At 58.5% G+C, this 20,704-nt stretch carries 19 protein-coding genes, 1 tRNA gene and 1 riboswitch; of the genes, 8 read left to right on the top strand and 12 right to left on the bottom strand.

Annotated elements, in window-relative coordinates; all coding sequences use genetic code 11:
- Nucleotides 1-58: 58 nt before the first annotated feature.
- From ybgC to secA, 6 genes are read right to left on the bottom strand one after another with little or no spacing between them, the layout of a single operon-like run.
- Entirely contained in the window at nt 59-484 is a 426-nt protein-coding gene (ybgC, locus tag KP702_RS01740) for a tol-pal system-associated acyl-CoA thioesterase (RefSeq protein WP_215768413.1), read from the bottom strand.
- 29 nt (nt 485-513) lie between these two features.
- Nucleotides 514-1,557 carry a Holliday junction branch migration DNA helicase RuvB gene (ruvB, locus tag KP702_RS01735; protein WP_046899940.1) on the bottom strand — a complete coding sequence of 348 codons (1,044 nt, stop codon included), beginning with the start codon at nt 1,555-1,557 and terminating at the stop codon, nt 514-516.
- Entirely contained in the window at nt 1,554-2,156 is a 603-nt protein-coding gene (gene ruvA / locus KP702_RS01730) for a Holliday junction branch migration protein RuvA (RefSeq protein ID WP_202206411.1), read from the bottom strand. The genes ruvB and ruvA overlap by 4 nt, the downstream gene beginning before the upstream one ends.
- The gene (gene ruvC, locus KP702_RS01725; protein ID WP_046899942.1) at nt 2,153-2,659 is read right to left on the bottom strand and encodes a crossover junction endodeoxyribonuclease RuvC; all 507 of its coding nucleotides are present in this window, start codon (nt 2,657-2,659) and stop codon (nt 2,153-2,155) included. The genes ruvA and ruvC overlap by 4 nt, the downstream gene beginning before the upstream one ends.
- Nucleotides 2,656-3,405: a YebC/PmpR family DNA-binding transcriptional regulator gene (locus tag KP702_RS01720; RefSeq protein ID WP_215768412.1), complete on the bottom strand. Its 750-nt coding sequence runs from the start codon at nt 3,403-3,405 to the stop codon at nt 2,656-2,658. Before KP702_RS01720 ends, ruvC begins: the two co-directional genes overlap by 4 nt.
- A gap of 32 nt (nt 3,406-3,437) precedes the next feature.
- Nucleotides 3,438-6,176: a preprotein translocase subunit SecA gene (gene secA, locus KP702_RS01715; RefSeq protein ID WP_215768411.1), complete on the bottom strand. Its 2,739-nt coding sequence runs from the start codon at nt 6,174-6,176 to the stop codon at nt 3,438-3,440.
- Nucleotides 6,177-6,448: 272 nt separating this feature from the next.
- Here secA and KP702_RS01710 point away from each other — a divergent pair, with 272 nt between their 5' ends.
- From KP702_RS01710 to KP702_RS01690, 5 genes are all read left to right on the top strand, one after another.
- On the top strand, nt 6,449-7,369 hold the full coding sequence (locus KP702_RS01710) for a peptidylprolyl isomerase (protein ID WP_099211107.1): 921 nt from the start codon (nt 6,449-6,451) through the stop codon (nt 7,367-7,369).
- Between the two features lie 10 nt (nt 7,370-7,379).
- Entirely contained in the window at nt 7,380-8,615 is a 1,236-nt protein-coding gene (gene argJ / locus KP702_RS01705; RefSeq protein WP_046899945.1) for a bifunctional glutamate N-acetyltransferase/amino-acid acetyltransferase ArgJ, read from the top strand.
- 103 nt (nt 8,616-8,718) lie between these two features.
- On the top strand, nt 8,719-9,948 hold the full coding sequence (locus KP702_RS01700) for an NAD(P)/FAD-dependent oxidoreductase (RefSeq protein ID WP_202206408.1): 1,230 nt from the start codon (nt 8,719-8,721) through the stop codon (nt 9,946-9,948).
- A gap of 52 nt (nt 9,949-10,000) precedes the next feature.
- On the top strand, nt 10,001-10,750 hold the full coding sequence (locus KP702_RS01695) for a 2OG-Fe dioxygenase family protein (protein ID WP_202206407.1): 750 nt from the start codon (nt 10,001-10,003) through the stop codon (nt 10,748-10,750).
- A gap of 53 nt (nt 10,751-10,803) precedes the next feature.
- Nucleotides 10,804-11,364: a hypothetical protein gene (locus KP702_RS01690; protein ID WP_202206406.1), complete on the top strand. Its 561-nt coding sequence runs from the start codon at nt 10,804-10,806 to the stop codon at nt 11,362-11,364.
- A 17-nt stretch (nt 11,365-11,381) separates the two neighbouring features.
- Here KP702_RS01690 and KP702_RS01685 read toward each other — a convergent pair.
- A tRNA-Gly gene (locus tag KP702_RS01685) sits at nt 11,382-11,455 on the bottom strand.
- A 110-nt stretch (nt 11,456-11,565) separates the two neighbouring features.
- Nucleotides 11,566-11,645, top strand: a riboswitch (SAM riboswitch).
- Nucleotides 11,646-11,724: 79 nt separating this feature from the next.
- Between KP702_RS01685 and metZ the strand changes: the two genes are divergently transcribed.
- The 3 genes from metZ to KP702_RS01670 are packed head-to-tail and all read left to right on the top strand — an operon-like array spanning nt 11,725 to nt 14,652.
- Nucleotides 11,725-12,918 (top strand): O-succinylhomoserine sulfhydrylase, encoded by a 1,194-nt coding sequence (metZ, locus tag KP702_RS01680; protein WP_211501942.1) that lies wholly within the window; start codon nt 11,725-11,727, stop codon nt 12,916-12,918.
- 41 nt (nt 12,919-12,959) lie between these two features.
- Entirely contained in the window at nt 12,960-13,433 is a 474-nt protein-coding gene (gene apaG, locus KP702_RS01675; protein ID WP_086634393.1) for a Co2+/Mg2+ efflux protein ApaG, read from the top strand.
- Between the two features lie 52 nt (nt 13,434-13,485).
- Nucleotides 13,486-14,652 carry a bifunctional 2-C-methyl-D-erythritol 4-phosphate cytidylyltransferase/2-C-methyl-D-erythritol 2,4-cyclodiphosphate synthase gene (locus KP702_RS01670; protein WP_215768539.1) on the top strand — a complete coding sequence of 389 codons (1,167 nt, stop codon included), beginning with the start codon at nt 13,486-13,488 and terminating at the stop codon, nt 14,650-14,652.
- Nucleotides 14,653-14,777: 125 nt separating this feature from the next.
- Here the strand turns inward: KP702_RS01670 and KP702_RS16370 are convergent, their stop codons facing one another.
- The 5 genes from KP702_RS16370 to KP702_RS01650 all read right to left on the bottom strand — a co-directional run bounded on the left by KP702_RS16370 (nt 14,778) and on the right by KP702_RS01650 (nt 20,701).
- Entirely contained in the window at nt 14,778-14,906 is a 129-nt protein-coding gene (locus KP702_RS16370) for a hypothetical protein (RefSeq protein ID WP_255376441.1), read from the bottom strand.
- Between the two features lie 140 nt (nt 14,907-15,046).
- Nucleotides 15,047-15,736 (bottom strand): ATP12 family chaperone protein, encoded by a 690-nt coding sequence (locus KP702_RS01665; protein WP_215768410.1) that lies wholly within the window; start codon nt 15,734-15,736, stop codon nt 15,047-15,049.
- Nucleotides 15,733-18,303, bottom strand: a complete 2,571-nt coding sequence (locus KP702_RS01660; RefSeq protein WP_215768409.1) for an AsmA family protein — start codon at nt 18,301-18,303, stop codon at nt 15,733-15,735. The genes KP702_RS01665 and KP702_RS01660 overlap by 4 nt, the downstream gene beginning before the upstream one ends.
- Nucleotides 18,300-19,292 carry an RluA family pseudouridine synthase gene (locus KP702_RS01655; protein WP_202206402.1) on the bottom strand — a complete coding sequence of 331 codons (993 nt, stop codon included), beginning with the start codon at nt 19,290-19,292 and terminating at the stop codon, nt 18,300-18,302. The genes KP702_RS01660 and KP702_RS01655 overlap by 4 nt, the downstream gene beginning before the upstream one ends.
- Nucleotides 19,289-20,701, bottom strand: coding sequence for a replication-associated recombination protein A (locus KP702_RS01650; RefSeq protein ID WP_202206401.1), 1,413 nt, complete (start codon nt 20,699-20,701; stop codon nt 19,289-19,291). The genes KP702_RS01655 and KP702_RS01650 overlap by 4 nt, the downstream gene beginning before the upstream one ends.
- Nucleotides 20,702-20,704: the final 3 nt, after the last annotated feature.

Here is a 20,704-nt window from a genome sequence, read left to right as displayed (position 1 = left end):
CCTGTCCCTTACGGGTCAGGACTCTCCATTGCACTTCGTGAGGAAACAGGAAAGTGGGTCAGACCTCTCCAGCCTCGAGTTTTCGAACAGCATCACACCACCGAGGCGGAATTTTGGCAGGTTTCATGGCTTTGGCAGAAAGACACGCCAGCTCTACGTCAATGACGACGGCGGTTTCGTTGCTATTCGTGCTGTTTCGAACAGTTTGTTCAAGTTTCAACCGCGTTGGCGTCATTGCAACCAGTGCTGTCTCGATTTCCATTTCATCATCGAGTCGCAACGGCGCGCGATAACGCACCCCAACCTGCCGCACGACAAACGCCAGACCAAAATCGCGCAGAAGCTCCGTCACCGAAGCCCCTGCATCGCGCATGGCTTCACTGCGCGCGCGTTCCGCAAAGCCGAGATAGCGGGCATGATAGACGATGCCACCTGCATCCGTGTCTTCGTAATAAACCCGGAAACGGATCTTATGCGTTGCCATCAGTTTCTCCGCTCATTGGCAGTAGCTCTTCAGCCTGCCGTGTCGTCGTCGAGCCCGGACAGAAGATCAACCTGGCTCGCTGGCGGGTTCAGGCCCAGATGTCTCCACCCAGCCTCACCCAACATGCGCCCCCGCGCTGTCCGCAGGATGAGCCCTTCCTGAATCAGATAAGGCTCGATGACGTCTTCCAGTGTGTCACGCGCCTCTGCCAGACCGGCAGCCAGCGTCTCGACACCCACAGGGCCACCATGGTGATGCTCTGCGATACGCTGCAGATAGCGGCGGTCCATCGCATCCAGACCGCGCTCATCAACTTCAAGACGGGAAAGTGCGGCATCAGCCGTCGCGCGATCAATGATCGGCTTCTTCGCGACAAGCGCAAAATCCCGAACACGACGCAGAAGACGGCCCGCAATACGGGGAGTGCCGCGGGAACGACGGGCAATTTCCTCGGCTCCGTCATCATTCAGATGAACTCCGAGCTTCGTGGCGCCGCGTGATACGATCGCCCGTAGCTCTTCCGGCGTGTAGAACACCAACCGCAAAGGGATACCAAAACGATCCCGAAGAGGTGTTGCCAACAGACCTGCACGGGTTGTTGCGGCTACAAGCGTGAACGGCGCCAGATCAATCCGCACCGAACGCGCCGCCGGCCCTTCCCCGATAATCAGGTCGAGCTGGAAATCTTCCATCGCCGGATAGAGAATTTCCTCAATCGCCGGCTGAAGACGATGAATTTCATCGATAAACAGCACATCACGAGGCTGGAGATTTGTCAGGATTGCCGCAAGGTCTCCAGCACGCTGAATCACCGGCCCGGACGTCGCCCGAAATCCAACACCCAGTTCACGCGCCACAATCTGCGCCAGTGTCGTCTTACCCAGACCTGGCGGTCCATGCAGCAACACGTGATCCAGGGCATCTCCACGGGCCTTGGTTGCCTCGATGAAGATGGCCAGATTTTCACGGCTTGCTTTTTGCCCTGTAAAATCCGCGAGCGTTTCAGGCCGCAAGCCACCTTCGGCAATATCATCCGGCAGGCGTGCGGCGTCCGTTTCACGAAATTCGCTCATCGGGCGAGATCCTTAAGGCAAAGGCGGATTGCCAGATCAAGCGAGGCATTTTCGTTTTCGGCCAGAACACGACTGAGAACAGGCCAGGCCTCTGCCCGCCGAAAGCCGAGACCAGCCAAAGCCAGGAGCGCATCATTCTCGACGCTTGGCCCTGTCACCACGCCTGGCATCGGGGCGGACGCGCCACCACCGGGCATTTTGGCAACCTTGTTGCGAAGTTCGCTCAGAATTCGATCAGCAAGACGAGGGCCGACACCAGCCGCCCGCGTCAGCGAACCACGATCGCCCGCATTGATTGCCAGGAGAAGCTCACCGGGAGAGTTGGTCGAAAGGATCGCCAGCGCGACTTTGGCACCCACACCTTGCACGGTCGTCAACAGGCGGAACCACTCGCGTTCGTGCGTTGTCACGAACCCATACAGAAGGATCGCGTCTTCCCGAACAACGGTTTCGATCAGAAGACGCACGACTTCCGGAGGCTGCGGAACGGATGAGAGTGTGCGTGTTGACGCTGACACCACATAACCAACGCCATTGACGTCAACAATGCAGCGCTCTCCTTCGATCTGCCCGACGAGCCCTGTAAGCTGTCCAATCACGCCATCCGCCTTCCAGCCGTTACATAGGCCGCGCTTGCACGATAATGGGCATGGCAGATCGCTACAGCCAGCGCGTCCGAAGCATCAGCCTTGTAGATGGCGACGCCGGGCAAAAGCCGCTTCACCATCATCGTGACCTGTTCCTTCGTGGCAGATCCGGTTCCCACAACAGATTTCTTGACTGTCATAGCGCCATATTCCGCTACCGGGAGGCCTTCGTAAGCGGGCGTCAGAAGCGCCACGCCACGTGCATAACCGAGCTTGAGCGTGGAAGAGCCATTGCGGTTTACGTAAGTTTCCTCAACCGCTGCTTCGGCGGGAGCATACTCACGAATCAGATTCTGGAGTTTCCCGTGCAGCTCACAGAGCCGCAGGGGAACCGATTCATGACCATCTGTCGCAATCACACCAGAGGCCACATGCTTCAGGCGGTTGCCATCCACATCAATAATTCCCCAGCCCATGAAACGCAGGCCGGGGTCTATTCCCATCAGACGGATCAAGCGGCGAGCGCCTGCGCCACGTCGTCTGGAAGATCAAAGTTGGCGTAAACAGCCTGAATATCGTCGTTATCTTCCAGAACGTCGATCAGCTTCAGAACCGTCCGGGCCTTCTCTTCGTCCAGCGAGACACTGTTTTCCGGACGCCAGTCGAGTTTGGCAGACTGCGGTTCGCCAAAACGGCCTTCAAGAGCGTCACGCACTGCGAAGAAGTTTTCCATCTCGCAGGTGATCTCGTGCCCTTCCTCGGTTAGCACGGCATTATCCGCACCAGCCTCAATCGCGGCTTCCAGCATCTCGTCTTCCGAGGCAGCATCGACGGGATACGTCACAACACCCAGACGCTGGAACATGAAGGACACGGAGTTCGATTCACCCAGCGAGCCACCATGCTTGGAAAACGCGGCACGAACTTCACCGGCCGTCCGGTTCCGATTGTCGGTCAGACCTTCGACGATGATTGCCACGCCAGCCGGGCCGTAGCCTTCGTAGCGCACTTCCACATAGTCTTCGCCGCCAGCGGCGCCAGATGCCTTCTTGATGGCACGCTCGACGTTATCTTTCGGCATATTCGCTTCACGTGCTGCGGTAACAGCAGCACGCAGACGCGGGTTGGATGCCGGGTCAGGCAGACCGGATCGCGCGGCAACCGTGATTTCACGCAGGATCTTGGCGAACTGCTTGGCGCGCTTGGCATCCTGCGCACCTTTACGGTGCATGATGTTCTTAAACTGTGAATGACCGGCCATCGGTCGCTCCTTCCTCTACGGGTGTCAGAGGCTCAGACGAGCCTGCCATGACAGTGTTTGAACTTCTGGCCCGAGCCACACGGGCAAAGCGCATTGCGCGGCGTTTCTTCATACCACTGCTGAAGCGTCGCTGCATCCGGCTCGTTAACTGAGCCCGCGGCCGCAAACTGCGCCTGCGGCGCGGCAAAGCTCACAACAGGCTCTGGTTGCGTCAATGCGGGCGCTGCTGGCGGCGCTTCGAAGCTTTCATGGTGTGCTGAGCTATCGACTACTGGATACGGCGGCGGCTCACTCACAGCCTGGATACGGCACATCGTCTGCGTCACACGCAGGCGCATGTCATCCAGCATCGCCGTGAACATCTGGAAGGCTTCCTGCTTGTATTCGTTCAGCGGATCCCGCTGACCATATGCACGCAGGCCGATACCCTGGCGAAGCTGATCCAGCCCATGCAGATGCTCTTTCCAGACGGCATCGAACGTGGTGAGAACAACCTGCTTCTCGATCATGCGCATGAGGTCCGGCCCCATATTGGCCGTCCGGGCAGCCTGAGCCTTCTGAGCTTCAGCTTCCACGCGCTCGATCACGCTGTCAGCGTCCATGCCGTCTTCCTTCGCCCAGTCAGCGATCGGAAGTTCAAGATTCAGGACGCGGGAAATTTCAGCCATGAGCCCGGCCGTATCCCAAGCCTCGGCAAAGGACTTCTCAGGAATGTGGGCGTGAACCAGATCTTCGATAGTGTGCAGGCGCAGTTCCGCAATCACACCCGACAGATCTTCAGACGACATATATTCCTTGCGCTGGGAATACACTTCCTTGCGCTGGTCATTCATGACGTCGTCGTATTTCAGCGTGTTCTTGCGCATGTCGAAGTTACGGGCTTCAACGCGCTTCTGAGCCTTCTCGACGGCCTTGTTCAGCCAAGGGTGAACAATGGCCTCCCCTTCCTTCAGGCCCATCTTCTGCATCATCGCACCCATACGATCGCCAGAGAAAATGCGGATCAGATCGTCTTCAAGGGACAGGAAGAAGCGGGAATTACCCGGATCACCCTGACGTCCCGAACGGCCACGCAACTGGTTATCAACACGACGGCTCTCATGACGCTCTGTACCGATGACATACAGGCCGCCGGATTCATGAACCGCGCCATGATTGGCTTCGACGGCTGCACGGATTTCTTCGGTGATGCGCGCACGCTCTGCGTCATCCTCGATCCCATCCGTATAAGCATGGGTCAGCATCTCGATGTTGCCGCCCAGTTTGATGTCCGTTCCACGACCCGCCATGTTCGTGGCAATCGTAATCGCACCCGGCGCACCAGCCTGCGCAATGATACTGGCTTCTTTTTCATGATGACGCGCATTGAGCACGCTATGCTTGATGCCGCGCTGATCCAGAATGCTGGAGAGGTACTCACTTCTTTCGATGGACGTTGTCCCCACCAGGATTGGCTGCCCTTTGGCGCTCACTTCCTGGATCAGATCCGCAACGGCGTTATATTTTTCGCCCGCAGTCAGATAGACTTCATCGTCCGTATCAATCCGCTTGACGGCACGGTTCGTCGGAATTTCAACAACCGTCAGGTTATAGATTTCCGCAAACTCATCCGCTTCCGTCATGGCCGTACCCGTCATACCAGAGAGCTTCGGATACAGGCGGAAGTAGTTCTGGAATGTGATGGATGCGAGCGTCTGGTTTTCCTGCTGGATCTCGACGTGCTCTTTCGCTTCCAGCGCCTGATGCAGGCCATCGGAATAACGACGGCCATCCATCATACGTCCGGTGAATTCATCAATGATGATCACCTTGCCGTCACGGACGATGTAATCAACGTCCCGCGTGAAGAGCGTATAAGCGCGAAGCGACTGCTGGACGTGGTGAACGACAGCCACGTTATGAATATCGTACAGGCCACCTTCCTGCAGAACACCGTCCTGGTTCAGGAGCTCTTCGATACGGTGTGAGCCAGCTTCCGTCAGCGTAACACTGCGCAGCTTTTCATCCTTATCGTAAGCTTCCGGCTCCAGCACCAGCTTGGCCACAACCGCATCAACAGTCCGATAAAGGTCGGAGCTGTCATCTGCCGGGCCAGAAATGATCAGGGGCGTCCTGGCTTCGTCGATCAGGATGCTATCCACCTCATCCACGATTGCGTGGTTGAACGGACGCTGCACCATATCGCCGAGCGAATATTTCATATTGTCGCGCAGATAATCGAACCCGAACTCGTTATTCGTTCCGTAAGTAATATCTGCTGCGTAAGCTTCACGACGTTCCTCATCCCCCAGATTCGGGATGATCACGCCGGTTGTCAGACCAAGGAAGCTGTAAAGAACAGACATTTCCTCGGCATCACGACGGGCCAGATAATCGTTCACCGTCACAACATGCACGCCCTTGCCGGACAGCGCGTTCAGGTAAACAGCCAGCGTCGCAACAAGGGTCTTGCCCTCACCGGTCCGCATTTCCGCAATGCGACCGTCATGCAGAACCATCGCACCGATCAGCTGCACGTCAAAATGACGCTTGCCCAGAACACGGCGAGAAGCCTCACGGCAAACGGCAAAAGCTTCAGGCAGCAGTTTATCAAGGGTTTCGCCTTGGGCGACCCGCTCCTTGAACTCTACAGTCTTGTGCTGAAGCTGCTCGTCACTGAGCCCCTGAACCGTGGGCTCCAGAGCGTTGATCTCCGGCACACGGCGCTGATACGCCTTGAGCGAACGATCATTGGCGGAGCCGAAAAGGGCGCGTGCGAGGCGTGCGAACATGCTGAACCTTGAGATGCCGAGCACCCGGCCGGAAAAGCTCTTTCCACCATCGGAAAGACCTCCCAAACCGGGCAATGACGATTTTCACGTCAGGTGGAGATAGGACCCGTGTGCCCATGGGTCAATGGAGAGGGACCAGAGAAGGCCCTCAAAATACCCATTTCCGCTACGTGACGGAATGGTAAGGGTGCGCGCACTTGCAGGGTTGAGCGGCCTTTGTCATGGTGCAGTCCATTCGGTTTTTCTTATTCTTTATGGTCCGAGGTATTTTCATGCGGCTTTCCCGCTCCACTCTCGCCTGTGCAGCTCTTCTGGCTGGCACGTCGGTTTCGGCTCCCCTCGCATTTGCTGCTCCGGCCGCACCTGCTGCAACCGCTCCGGCCCCGGCTGCTGCACCTGCTCCGAACCCGGACATGGTGATTGCAACCGTTAACGGCGAAAAAATTACCTTGGGTGACGTTCAGCAGGCTGCTGGCAACCTGCCGCCGCAGGCTCGTCAGCTTCAGCCGTCCATGCTGATCCCGCTGCTGGTCAACCAGCTCGTCGATCAGAAGGCAATCCAGATTGCCGCTGGCAAGGAAGGCCTGACCAACAAGCCTGAAGTCAAGGAAGCCATGCAGAACGCCGCCAACAGCGCGCTGCAGAATGCTTATCTTGAAACCAAGGTTGGCCCGCAGATCACGGATGCTGCCCTGCACGACTACTACCAGACGCATTACGCCAACCAGAAGCCAGAGCAGGAAGTCCACGCTCGCCACATCCTCGTGGAGACGGAAGCACAGGCCAAGGACATCATCGCCCAGCTCAACAAGGGCGCTGATTTCGCCAAGCTTGCTGGCCAACTGTCCAAGGACAAGGGCTCCGCTGGTGCCAATGGTGGCGATCTGGGCTGGTTCAAGAAGGGCGACATGCTGCCGGCCTTCTCTGAAGCCGCTTTTTCCATGAAGCCGAACACAATCTCCCAGACGCCGGTTCACACGCAGTACGGTTACCACGTGATCCAGGTTCTGGGCTCCCGCACGGCTCCGATCCCGAGCTTTGACCAGATCCACGACCAGGTCCGTCAGGAACTGATCCGCGAGAAGGTTCGCCAGATCGTTCAGCAGGCTGAATCCCAGGTGAAGGTTGTTCACTTCGACGCACAGGGCAAGCCGGTCACGGCCGCTCCGGCACCGGCTCCAGTCAAGAAGTAAGACTAAGACCATGGCAAAGCCGATCCCCGTCTCTCCGCTGGCCCGTCCTCTCCCGGACCTTTCAACGGTTGCTGGTGTTCGGCTTTCCGCCGTCGCCGCGGGCGTCCGCTATCAGGGACGAACAGACCTGATGCTCGCGGAATTTGTCCCCGGCACGATTGTTGCAGGCGTTTACACCAAGAACGCCTGCCCTGGCGCACCCATCCTGTGGTGCCGCCAGGCTCAGACAACTCCCTATGCGCGCGCTCTTCTGGTCAATGCTGGAAACGCCAACGTCTTCACAGGACGGGCCGGAATTCAGGCCTGCGAAGACTGTGCAGACGCGGTGAGCAAGCTGCTCGACTGCCCCCCGCAGGACGTTTTCCTCTCATCGACAGGCGTCATTGGGGAAAAACTTCCACAGGATAGAATTATTGCGGCCCTGCCCGCCGCACAGGCTGGCCTCTCGGAAGATAACTGGGCACAGGCTGCCCGCGCCATCATGACGACGGATACCTTCCCCAAGGCCGCACGTCGTGACGTGACGATTGGTGGCAAGCCGGTTCGCCTTCAGGGTATTGCCAAGGGTTCTGGAATGGTCGCCCCCGACATGGCCACGATGCTGGCCTATGTCGCGACGGATGCGAAGCTTCCTCAGAATGTTCTCCAGTCCCTTCTGGCCTCCGGCTGCGCGCAGAGCTTCAATTCGATCACAGTCGATTCGGACACCTCCACGTCAGACACCCTGATGCTGTTCGCAACCGGCCTGGCCGATAATCCGGCCGTTGATGACGTCAACGATCCCGCTCTCGCCGAATTTACCCTCGCCCTGAATGACCTGCTTCTGGAGCTTGCCCTGCTGGTTGTCCGGGACGGTGAAGGTGCGACGAAGCAGATCCGCGTTGAAGTCACCGGTGCGGACTCCAATCTTTCCGCACACCGCATTGCGCTCTCGATTGCCAACTCGCCACTGGTCAAAACGGCCATCGCTGGTGAGGACGCAAACTGGGGCCGTGTCGTGATGGCTGTAGGCAAGAGTGGTGAACCCGCAGACCGTGACCTTCTGTCCGTCGCCATCGGCGGAACCTGGATCGCGCGCGATGGCGGCGTTGTCGAGAACTACGATGAAGCCCCTGTCGTCGCACACATGAAGGGCCAGGACATCGAAATTACAGTCGATATGGGGCTTGATGATGGACAGGCCCGCGTGTGGACGTGTGACCTGACGCATGGCTACATCGACATCAATGGTTCTTACCGCAGCTAGAGCGATCAACACGAGAGCGGGAGCGGGGGTTGTGCAGCCCTCCGCCTCCCGTTAGCACAGGTATCGCTCCAATTGGCGGGCGCTTGGTATGAGGAAACTGTCCATGTCTGCTGCAACTCGTGTCGTTGTTCTCGGTGGCGGTGTCGGAGGTCTTGAGGCTGCTACGGCCCTTGGCCGCCGAAACAACATAGCCGTGACACTCGTTGACCGCAGTCCGGTCCATTACTGGAAGCCTTCCCTGCATGAATTTGCAGCAGGCACGATGCAGCACGACGGCAACTGTATTCCTTTCGCGGAAACGGCTGGAAAATTCGGTTTCAGCTTTGTCCAGAGCCTACCTACCGCTGTTGACCGTACCGCCCAGACGGTCACGCTCGAAAACGGCAGCACCCTCCCCTACGATTATCTGGTTGTCGCTCTGGGTTCCCGCGCCAATGACTTCGGCATTCCGGGTATCGTCGATCACTGTCGCTTCATTGATAACCTTAATGATGCCGACACGCTGTACTCCGAATTTCGCAAGGCCCTTCAGGCAGCTCGCGCAGCTGGTCAGAAGCTGAGCCTAGGCATTGTTGGTGGTGGTGCCACAGGTGTTCAGCTCGCCGCCGAGCTTTGCAAAGCCATTGATGAAGCGCCCGGCCTTGGCCCATCAGTCCGCAAGACAGGCCTTGATGCTGTTCTGATCGAAACCGGGCCGCGCATTCTGCCCGCATTCCCGGAAGCCGTTTCCACAGCGGCAGCCAGTCAGCTCGAAAAGCTCGGCATCTCTGTTCGCACCGGCGCTATGGTTGTCGGCGCGGACGAGCATGGCTTCAATCTCAAGTCCGGCGAACAGATTCCTGCGACGCTCCGAATCTGGGCTGCTGGTGTCCGTGCCTCTGATGCCACCAGCCTGTTCGATGGCCTGGAACGTGGCCGCGCAGGCCAGCTTGGCGTGACGCAGACGCTTCAGACAACTGAAGACGCCAAGATCTTCGCGATTGGCGACTGCGCCCGCATTGACGCTGCGCCAGTGGCCCCAACGGCTCAGGCTGCCCGCCAGCAAGGGCAGTATGTTGGGCGTGTCCTGCCGCAGATCATTGCCGGCCAGACACCTGCCGCATTCGTTTACAATGATCGCGGCGCTGTCGTGGCATTGGGTGATTATAACGGCTGGGGTATGCTGGATGCCAACCGCAGCTTTGGTGGGGGTCTGCTGTCTGGCCTGTTTGCACGCCTCATTCACGAAGGGCTGTACCGCCAGCATCAGGCTGGTATCGTGGGTCTGGTAAAGACGGCTTGCACGACGGCGAAAGAGCATCTTTCTCCCGTGAAGCCAGACCTCGGCGCCTGAAACTGCCCGACAGATGTGACCGTCGGGCCTTGTCATCACCAAGTGAGCAGACATGACCGACGCACTTCTGCCTTCCACGTTCGATCAGACCATGCAACGGGTCGAAACGATCCTGTCTGACAAGGGCTTCAAGTTCCTCCAGGCGGACACCATGCGTCCGCTTCTGGAGCATGAAGGCCTGACAGACTGGGACACTTTTGCCGCCAGTTGGAACAACCTCGGTCTTGATCTCTATATGGCCGATGGAGGCCGCTATCGGCGTCGTCGCTATGCGACGTTTGCGGTCAGTTCCTCAAACATCACGCGCAAACCGAATCAGCCCCATTATCAAAGTCGCGATCACAACCTGCTTAATGGTGGCATCGAACGCTGGTTCGGGCCCATTGAAGACACGATCGCCACTCATCCGGCCATGCTGGCAGCCATTCGGACAATTGGTCGATTCGCAGACGCCCTGACGCCATCCGAATCACGCCCTGAAACGTGGCACGCAGAGGTTCACCAGTTCCGCATTGAAGCGAACCCCAACAGTGAGGGGCGCCCTACCCCGGAAGGCATGCATCGCGATGGCGTAGACTGGGTGCTCGTCCTGATGATCGGCCGTCACAACGTCGAGCAGGGTGTGACGACAATTCACGATGATCAGAAAGACCTTCTGGGATCATTCACCCTGACCCAGCCATTTGATGCTGCAATTGTGGACGATCATCGCGTTTATCATGGCGTGACAGCCGTCACACCACAGGATGCAGACAAGCCTGCCTATCGCGATGTGCTGGTTATTACCCTTCGCCACGAATAAACCTGAAATCTCCAATGGATCGACAGGCTTAATTCCGTGTTAAGAATAACATCATGACGATCCAGCAGATTCTTTCCCGTATCCGGCTTCGCCATCTGGCGCTGCTTACAGTCTCAGCCCTCTCGGTCGCCGCAACGGTGAGCGCTGCGACAACACATCACCGGACGCATCATACGCGTCGGGCTAACGCCGTGGGGACAGGGGCCGCACCGGTTATCCTGTCTGCCCATCCCGGCACGCAGCTTGATATTGATGCGCGCAAACTGAACACGGACGATCTGGAAGATGCCGCCAAGCATCACGATCATCCGGTCGTGCTCGTCGGCTCTGCCCCGCTATCCGCAGGCAAGAATGATGAAGCCCTGTTCGTTCAGCTTCAGTCGGCCCGCCTCTGTGGGTCTGCTGGCTGCACCACATCCGTGTATCTGCGCCATAACGACAGCTGGAAGACGGTTCTGGATTCCGTGAACGGCGATATTTCCGTTCTCCCCACACGCCACAAAGGCATGCATGACCTTCTCGTTGGCAAGAACGACAAGTGGATCTGGGACGGCAATGAGTATCAGGACACGCTCAGCGCGCCACCCATGCCCAAAATGAACGGGCCAAACTGACAATTTTCAGGAAAGTCTGGAGCGGGTGAAGGGAATCGAACCCTCGTATGCAGCTTGGGAAGCTGCCGTTCTACCATTGAACTACACCCGCGACGTCGCTACTTATACCCCCCCCTTCGCGCCTCTGCAATCCATGCCGAAGGGGTGTTGACGCAAAACCACTCCTCGGCCCATAGTCCGCTCGTGAAATGGCCATAAAGACCGTTTCATCCTCGTGATTTGAGCGGCCGGCTTGCGGCGAGGATAAATAATTGCGCTAAAGAGGCCCTGCGGTTTTCCATCCAAGATTTCCCAGGACTTCCACGGCCCGCCACATGCTTTCCGCCTGTCTGGGTGGAAACCTTATGGAGGGACTGATTTATGTCTTCAGAAAACTGGCGTACTGCCACCCGTCTCCTGCACGACGCACCGAACCGCACTGAATTCGGTGAAACGTCCGAAGCCATTTTCCTGACATCCGGCTTTGTCTACGATAGCGCTGAACAGGCTGCGGCGACGTTTACGGGTGACGTTGAGCACTTCCAGTACTCCCGCTTCGGCAACCCCACTGTTGACACGCTTCAGGAGCGCCTAGCTCTGCTCGAAGGTGCGGAAGCCTGCATCGCGACTTCTACAGGCATGGGTGCCGTTTCTTCGGCTCTTCTGGCCCATGTGAAAACTGGGGAGCGCGTTGTCGCATCTCGCGCCATCTTTGGGTCCTGTTACTGGATCGTCACCAGCCTGCTGCCGCGCTACGGCATTGAGACGGAACTAGTCGATGGTGATGACTATGAGGCATGGGAGCGCGCGCTGTCCCGCCCGACAGCCGCTGTTCTGATTGAAAGCCCGTCCAACCCAATGCTGGACGTTCTCGATATCCAGCGCATTGCAGACCTTGCTCACAAGGCAGGCGCGCTGCTGATGGTGGACAACGTGTTTGCTTCCCCCATCGGACAGTCTCCCCTCAAGCTTGGTGCTGACGTCGTGCTGTATTCCTGCACGAAGCACATTGATGGTCAGGGCCGTGTTCTGGGTGGCGCCGTTCTGGGCAGCGACAAATGGGTCAAGGAGACCCTCCAGCCCTTCACCCGCAACACTGGTAACGCGCTGTCTCCGTTCAATGCATGGGTGCTGCTAAAGGGGCTGGAAACTCTCAAGCTCCGGACCGAAGCCATGGCGCGCAATGCGGCGGATGTCGCAGATGCGCTCGCTGGCCTGCCGGGCGTCGTGAATGTCCGCTATCCAGGCCGTAGCGATCATCCGCAGCATGAGCTTGCTCAGAAGCAAATGAGCAACGGTGGATCTCTCGTCGCTTTCGAAGTCGAGAACGGCAAGGCCGGCGCTTTCGCATGCCTCAACGCCTTCGGCCTCATCGCAATTTCCAACAACCTGGGTGACGCCCGCAGTCTGGCCACGCATCCGGCAACCACGACGCATATGCGTGTTGGCGAAGATGAACGCGCACGTCTGGGCATCACCGACGGCGTGATTCGTCTTTCCGTTGGTCTGGAAGATGCCGCCGATCTGATTGCAGACGTCACCGCCGGCGCCGCCGCTGCTCACGCTGCAAAATAAGTTTTCCTGACAAAGGCGCGGGATGACATTAGAATGGCCTTATGCCTGACAAGTCATCCCAACCCCATCTCCTGGCTGATCCGGAAGCGGCAATGGCCGAAGCCATGGAAAACGCCCCCCGTTTCAGCCAGATAACGGACGACGTGACCGTAACCGTCCGCACGTTCTGGCTGGACGACCAGTCCCAGCCGGAAGACCACCGCTTTGCGTGGGCGTATCATATCTGCATTGAAAATGGTCGGAAGGACACCTTCCAGCTGATTTCCCGGAGTTGGGAAATTGTGGATGGCCTTGGACGGACTGAGCACGTTCACGGAGATGGCGTTGTTGGAGAACAGCCCATCATCGGTTCGAAAGACCAGTATGATTATACGTCTGGCGCCATGCTCACCACGCCAAGCGGTTTCATGCGCGGCACGTACCACATGCTCGAGCCGGTTTCAGGCCAGCGCTTTGACGTGCATATCCCCACGTTCAGCCTCGACAGCCCCCACGAAGCCGGGCTGCTGCACTAACTCCTGACGCCTACCCTTGACGTTGCGCGCCCGGCAGCCCATTCCTGCGCGCATGCGTATTGCTGCCCTTCTTCTCGCCGCCGGTCGTGGCCGGCGCTTTGCAGCTGGCTCGCCCGAAGGTGAGGGCTCCAGCAAGCAATTCCGGATGCTGCGGGGAAAACCCGTCATCCGCCGTGCCGCCGAAGCTCTGCTTCCACACGTGGATATCCTGCTTCCCGTAGGAGATGATCCGCTGCTGGCTGACAGTCTGGCTGGCCTGAATGTTCTGCCACCCGTATCAGGCGGCGCAGAGCGTCATGATAGTGTGCGTAACGGACTGGAAACACTCGCTAATCTGGCAGAGCCACCGGATCTTGTGCTTATCCATGACGGAGCACGCCCCTGCGTGCCGCCCGAGGTGGTTCAGAAGGTCATTGAAGCGCTGAAAACCCATGCCGGTGTTATCCCTGCCGTTGCGGTCAGCGATACGATCAAGAAGGTGGAGAACGGTATCATTGTCGATACCGTCTCCCGTGAAGGCCTGTGGCGCGCACAGACCCCGCAGGGCTTTCACTTCCCGACCCTGCTCGAACTTCACCGAACCCAACGTGATGCCCGCACCGATGATGCCGCATTGCTGGAACATGCAGGCCATCCAGTCGCCATCGTTCAGGGCTCGGACAACAATATCAAACTGACAGTTGCGGAGGATCTGATGCGTCTTGAAGGTGTAATCGACGGCAACCTGCTGCCCCGCGTTGGGCTTGGCTATGACGTCCACGCATTCGAGGAAGGCCGTAAGCTGATCCTCTGCGGTATTGAAGTTCCCCATACGAAGGGTCTGGCCGGTCATTCAGACGCCGATGTTGGCATCCATACGCTGTGTGACGCCATTTATGGTGCGCTGGCTGAGGGCGACATTGGGCGTCATTTCCCACCAACGGACAACGAGTGGAAGGATATGGATTCCGCCCGCTTCCTCATCCACGCTGGCGAACGTATCCGTGCCCGTGGCGGCTTCCTTGTCAACGCGGACATCACTCTGATCTGCGAACGCCCGAAAATCGGCCCTCATGCCAAGGCGATGCAGGATCGTCTGGCAGAGCTGCTACAGGTGAATGTCAGCCGCATCTCCGTGAAGGCCACCACATCGGAACGCCTTGGCTTCACAGGCCGTGAGGAAGGGATTGCAGCAACAGCTGCCGTCAGCATTATGGTGCCGGATAACGGAGACGCCTGAGCGTCCAGGTTTACTTTCTAGGAAAATTCCAGAGCCCATTCTTCATAGCGGAGAGTGGGCTTTTTTCTTGTCGCACTAACAAAAGCGACAGGCCTGACAGGTTCTCAGGCCCAGTTTATGGCGCTTCAACCGTGGATAGCGCAGACCACGACAATAATCGGTGTAGCGGCAAGCAGAAACCATGCCCCCATGGAGCACTTTGCTACAAGACGTTTACCCATGTGACGCATGGGACGACTGACGGATACCGACATATCTTCCTCGACTCTGACATTGCAGGACAGAGCGGAAACTGCGCCATAACTCCCCTTGGAAGCCAGTCACTAATCATCTCGTTCTGTCACAGCGCCAGATGCGCCCCGATTATGGCAAGATCATGCCCTAAACCGGGAAATCAGGTGTTTCGGGATAACTTTAGAAACTGAACGGTTTCCGCCGTATCTTTTTCCCGAATTGCCATGATGCGAATCAGCTCATCGTCCTGTCCCCAGACCAGAAGCTGCTGCCGTTCATCAGCATTTGCGACAAAGGTCGCCTCTTCCAGACTGATCGCGTCGTAAAGCAGCGCCAGAGACAGCAGAAGGCTTCCAAAACACTGTGTCAGCACCCCTAGGGCCGCGAGCTCCGTTTCTCCCTGGCGGGATAGCAGACGCTCCAGCCCCGTCACGTAATCACCAGACTGCGTTACAGGCATAAGTCCGTCTGTTACTTCCGGACGAATGCCCTGCGTCGCCAGCCAGGCAAAGACACGCTCCACTGTCGAGTCGGCGGCACCTTTGCGATAGCAGAGCCCGTCATCCAGACCCAATCGTAGAAGCGCTTCCCGCGCCTCAATCAGATCCGGGCGAATCCGCTCGATCATGGTTCCGGCAACGCGCGTCATGGAGAGCTGTTCAGGCGTAAAGGAGGCATCCTTTGGAATAGCCTCCCATTCTGCCGCAATTGCCTGCGCCAGGGACGGCGAGGCAACGGCCAGTACAGTTCCCTGAGGAAGCCGGATGGGCCGCCCGTCCAACTCAGGAGAGAACAGCCCGTCCCGCTCCCCGACTGAAACGCTCTGCCAGAATCGTTTGCGGCTGCTCAATGGAGAACTCCCAGCGCGCGCAGAATGTCACCCGCTTTGTTGTGATGATGAGACTGCTCGGACGGCGGTGGTCCAGCCTGCCCTTCACGGGCAGCCGCAAGCGCAGCTGTGCAGGGATCAGCCGGGGCTTCCCCACCAATCGAAAGCTGGAATCGGCCACCGGCATCCCTGTCCTGCTTCGCCTGTGGCGCAGACAAGGTGCCTGTTACGATAACAGGGGTGGAAGCACCGGCACCTTCGAAGTCGATACTGGGCACGAGATGCAACTGGAGTTCCTGTGATCCCAGACGGACCTCACCATGCCCAGCCGTAGAGAACCGGCCAGACTGGAGCCCAATCGTGTCCAGCGTGGCAGTATCGTTAGCAAGCGCCATGTGCAGACCGATACAACGCAGCGGCCGCACTCCGCTTCCCAGAAGGGAATCCGCGCCTGGCCCAGCAATGCGGCCCAAGATCTGGCTGTCGACTTTTCCGTCCACCATGGAGACGCCCAGATGCCCGTTCAAAGACTGCCGCAGATCCTCAGCCGTCTGGCCCTGACCCGACACTTCACCCACAAGCTGGACTGGCCCCTGAAGCAGCAATGGCAGCCCCAGGCCCTCTTCCAGAAGACCGATCGGGAGTACCAAAGGCTGGAACGTCAAATGAGTTGTGACCGGCAGATGGGATGCATCCAGATCCGCCTGTCCCGATAGAGTCAGACCTTGTCCTTGTCCGGAAATCGGCTCCAGGCGCAGATGACCGTCTGACAGGGTCAGGTGCGTGGCCAGGTTGGTGTAGTCATGCCCATAGAACACAACCCGGTCGAGCGTCAGATGAAGGTCAAGGTCCTGGGCCCGCAGACGCTTGACCCATGCAGGCACAGCCGCACTCTCCACAACACCTGCATCAGACACGGCAGGAACAGAAGACTGATCCTGCATCTGCACAGGCCGTGTCGCTGCTTTTTCTACGGTCCCCGTCGCTCCCGGAATAGGTGCAGGCGGAGCTTTCGCAGGCTGCTGAGCAGCTTTCGCATCCTTCAGCCAGACATCTCTCAGCGCATCGAGATCAAGCTGGGTTGCGTGCAGATGCCCATTGAGTAGCGGCGTAGAGTTTTCATCAGTCAGAAGATGAAGGGCGCCATCAAAGTCTGCCTCGCGGCTCTTGAAAGCCATATCATCCAGCGTGGCTTCACTCAGCCCTTTGCTGCTGACCGTACCCTGAAGCGAAACGTCATGCAAAAGAACGCGCGGCAGATGAAGCGCCTTAGCGCCGCCCTGCACTACAAGATGACTCTTCTCAGTTCCTACAGTGCCGGAGACCGTGACTTTGGCATCATCCTGAGCATTAATGGGCGGCGTCGCGCCTTCAACATTCAACGCGGTGGACAGAGACAGCGGCATGGACCGCAGTTCAGCCTCGACAGGCACTTCCGTATGGAAATGATCACGTCTTGCGAGATCCACCTGCTCGAGGGTCCCGGCTTTACCAAGAATTCTCCAGCCCGTATCGCGCCACAGCACATCTGCCGCCACGGAAAGAGGCGCAGACGCTGCATCGGCATCAAGGTGCAGATTACTGACCGCTGTTTCATGAACTGTCAGACCCGCAACATGCAGATGGATGCGGCTGGGTGCCAGACTCGCCAGTAAGGCCCGCGCCTTTTCGGTCCAGGTCGCATTCGCCACCTGCCCGGCATCACCCTGCACCGTGATGTCTCCACCAAGTCCACGCATGTCAGGCAGGCTGGCATGAGGAAACAGGCGATGAGCATCCTGCAGGTTAGGCCATTCTCCCTGCGCAGTCAGAACGAGGCCGCGCAGATTCGATGCATCATGAATCTGACCGTCCACATTCAGCCAGTCGCGCTTGGCATCCGTTCCAAGCGTCGAACCCAGGCTGAAAGTCCATGGCTTTGCGCCAGAGCGCAGAAGCGCCAGATCACCCACATGCCCCTGCACCGTGAAGGGGGTTCCGCCGTGGCTCCCCTGCAAATTGATCCACGGGCTTTGGCTTCGCAGACCAGCCAGATCCATCGTGCCAATCTGGAAGCTACCGCTCATTTTCTGAGCCTGATCGCGCCAGCTCACTGCGCTGTTCGTTAGATGTAGCGCATCCAGAGAAAGATCCCAGTGAGCCTGCACGCGCTCACCAACATGCTGTCGAACCGGCAACGGAGCCTCTGCGCCACCTGCGTCTGAACGCGATGGCTGACTGAACGTCCAGTTGGCATTCCCGTCCGCATCACGCTCCAGGGAGAGCGTGGCACCATCCACTACGAAGTCCTGAAAGCGGACCTCGCGGTGAAGAAGCGCCAGAACAGAAAGACCCGCATGCACGGTCCTGGCCTGAAACACCGGAGCCTGGCCCGGGCGCTGCAACACCAGATTGCGCGCCTCGAAAGACGGCCATGGCAGGATCTGGATGGTGGAGCTTTTCACCACCATCGAAAGACCCGTCTCTTTTTTCAGAGCCTCGGCCACACGCTGGCGCAGCACATCCTGATCAATCAGCTCATGTGCAGCAATGCTGACGCCCACGAAGGCAACGATGACCCCGATGAGCGCGCCAGTGAGTTTCCTCATTTTGCAGGCCCTCTGCTTCCCTTGATGCGCTTCGGCGCAGGTGTATCGCCCGGCACGAACCCAAGTGAACGGAACGTTTCACGCATATGCGGCGGCAGTGGTGCCGTCACGATCAGACGACCACCGGCCGGATGCGGAATATCCAGCTGACGGGCATGCAGATGCAGCTTGTCGATAAAGCCTTCCGGATGAGCGGTTTTCCCACCGTAGCGCGGATCACCCACAATCGGCGTGCCCAGAGACTCACAGTGCACACGAAGCTGATGCGTCCGTCCTGTCAGTGGAGACAGGCCGAGCCAGGAGAACTTCTTTCCCGCAGCGTCGATCGTCTCGTATTCGCTCTTGGCAGAAACCGCATCTTCTTCACCGCGGGATGCCGCCACGACAAGCGCAGCACCGCCTGCACCGATCTTGGCCAGAGGCTGGTCAATAATCCCAGACGCCTGCGCCGGACGGCCGACGACAATCGCCCAGTAGGTCTTGCCAACATCACGCCCACGGAACGCTGCTGCCAGTTTGGCAGCGACACCAGGCGTACGCGCAATCAGGAGAATACCAGACGTGTCCCGGTCAATCCGGTGCACAAGGCGCGGACGGTCTTCGTCTTCCTTGCGCAAGCCGTCCAGCATCATGTCCACATGCTTGGTGATACCCGGGCCACCTTGCGTAGCCAGACCAGATGGCTTGTCCAGCACCAGAAGATGATCATCCTGATAGATCACCATCTTCTCGATTTCGCGCACCAGCATCGGATCTGGCGGCGGCAGCGGGGCCTGACGGGTCATGTCCGGCAGCGGCGGAATACGCACGCTCTGCCCAGGAGCAAGACGTGCGTTGCTCTGGACCCGGCTACCATCAACGCGGATCTGGCCTTTACGGCACAGCTTCTGGAGCGCGCCCTGAGTGAGATTGGGGTAGTGACGTCTGAACCAGCGGTCGAGGCGCAGATCGGCTTCGTCTTCGGTTACAATGCGGTTGGAAACTTTCATGGATCGCGGGATGCCCTTTTGGCGGCCCGTATGTCCAGAAGTTTTCTGATACGGCCCTCGTAACCCCGGTCTGTCGGCTGATAGAGCGAGACCCGCTCCATGCCCTCCGGGAAATAATTCTGTCCCGAAAATGCGTCTTCGGAATCATGGTCGTACTCGTAGCCCTTCCCGTAGCCAATGTCTTTCATCAACGTCGTCGGGGCATTGAGAATATGAGACGGCGGCATGCGGGTTCCGGTCTCACGGGCCAGCTTCCGTGCGGCCTTGTAAGCCATATACACGGCATTCGACTTGGGCGCCGTCGCCAGATGAACCACGACCTGCGCCAGAGCCAGCTCACCTTCCGGAGACCCCAGCCGCTCGTAAGTCTGCCAGGCAGCTACGGCCATCGGCAGAGCGTTCGGGTCCGCCTGACCGACGTCTTCTGCTGCAAACCGGGTCAGGCGACGGGCGATATACCGCGGATCTTCGCCACCTTCGAGCATCCGGGCGAACCAGTACAGCCCTGCATCCGGATCGCTTCCCCGCAGGGATTTGTGCAGTGCAGAAATGAGATTGTAATGCTCTTCCCGGTCACGGTCATACAAAATGGCCCGTCGGGACAGGATAGCCGCAAGATCTTTCGGGGTCAGTTCCCTGTCAGAGTCCAGAACAACCAGCTGCTCCACCATGTTCAACAGGTAGCGTCCATCGCCATCCGCCATTGCCCGAAGGCTGGCACGCGCTTCCCGATCCAGCGGCAGGCGATGGCCCACGTCTTTTTCCGCATGCGTCAGCAACGCTTCCAGACTGGCATCGTCCAGCCGGTTCAGCACCAGAACCTGACATCGGGATAAAAGCGCGGCGTTCAGTGCAAAAGATGGATTCTCTGTCGTCGCCCCCACCAGAACGACCGTCCCGCGCTCGACATACGGCAGGAATCCATCCTGCTGTGCCCGGTTGAACCGATGGATTTCATCCACGAAAAGCAACGTGCCACGGCCTGTTACGTCCTGACGCCGATCTGCCTCTTCAAAGGCTTTGCGCAGTTCAGCCACACCAGAAAAAACAGCCGAAATCTGTGCATAATGAAGATTGGCTTTACCTGCCAGCAGGCGCGCAATGGTCGTTTTGCCGCAGCCGGGCCCACCCCACAGGATGAGGCTGGACAATGTGCCCCGCGCAAGCATTCGCGTCAGAGTACCTTCTGGCCCCAGCAGATGATCCTGGCCGCGCACCTCTTCCAGAGTTTTCGGGCGTAGACGATCTGCGAGGGGCTGCGTCCGTGAAGGCGGACGAGCGGGTATTTTGGGCGCCTCAATAGGGCGGGGCGGTGAAGGCTGCCGAGCAGATTGCGTGTTCCCACGGGACGGCGGCTCGCGTTCCGCAGGTCCGGGGTTTGTCCCGAACAGATCTGTCATGTCCGCCATGGC

Source organism: Gluconobacter sp. P5B12 (assembly GCF_018812035.1).
Taxonomy (GTDB): domain Bacteria; phylum Pseudomonadota; class Alphaproteobacteria; order Acetobacterales; family Acetobacteraceae; genus Gluconobacter.
This window is presented reverse-complemented; position numbering and strand designations above follow the sequence as displayed.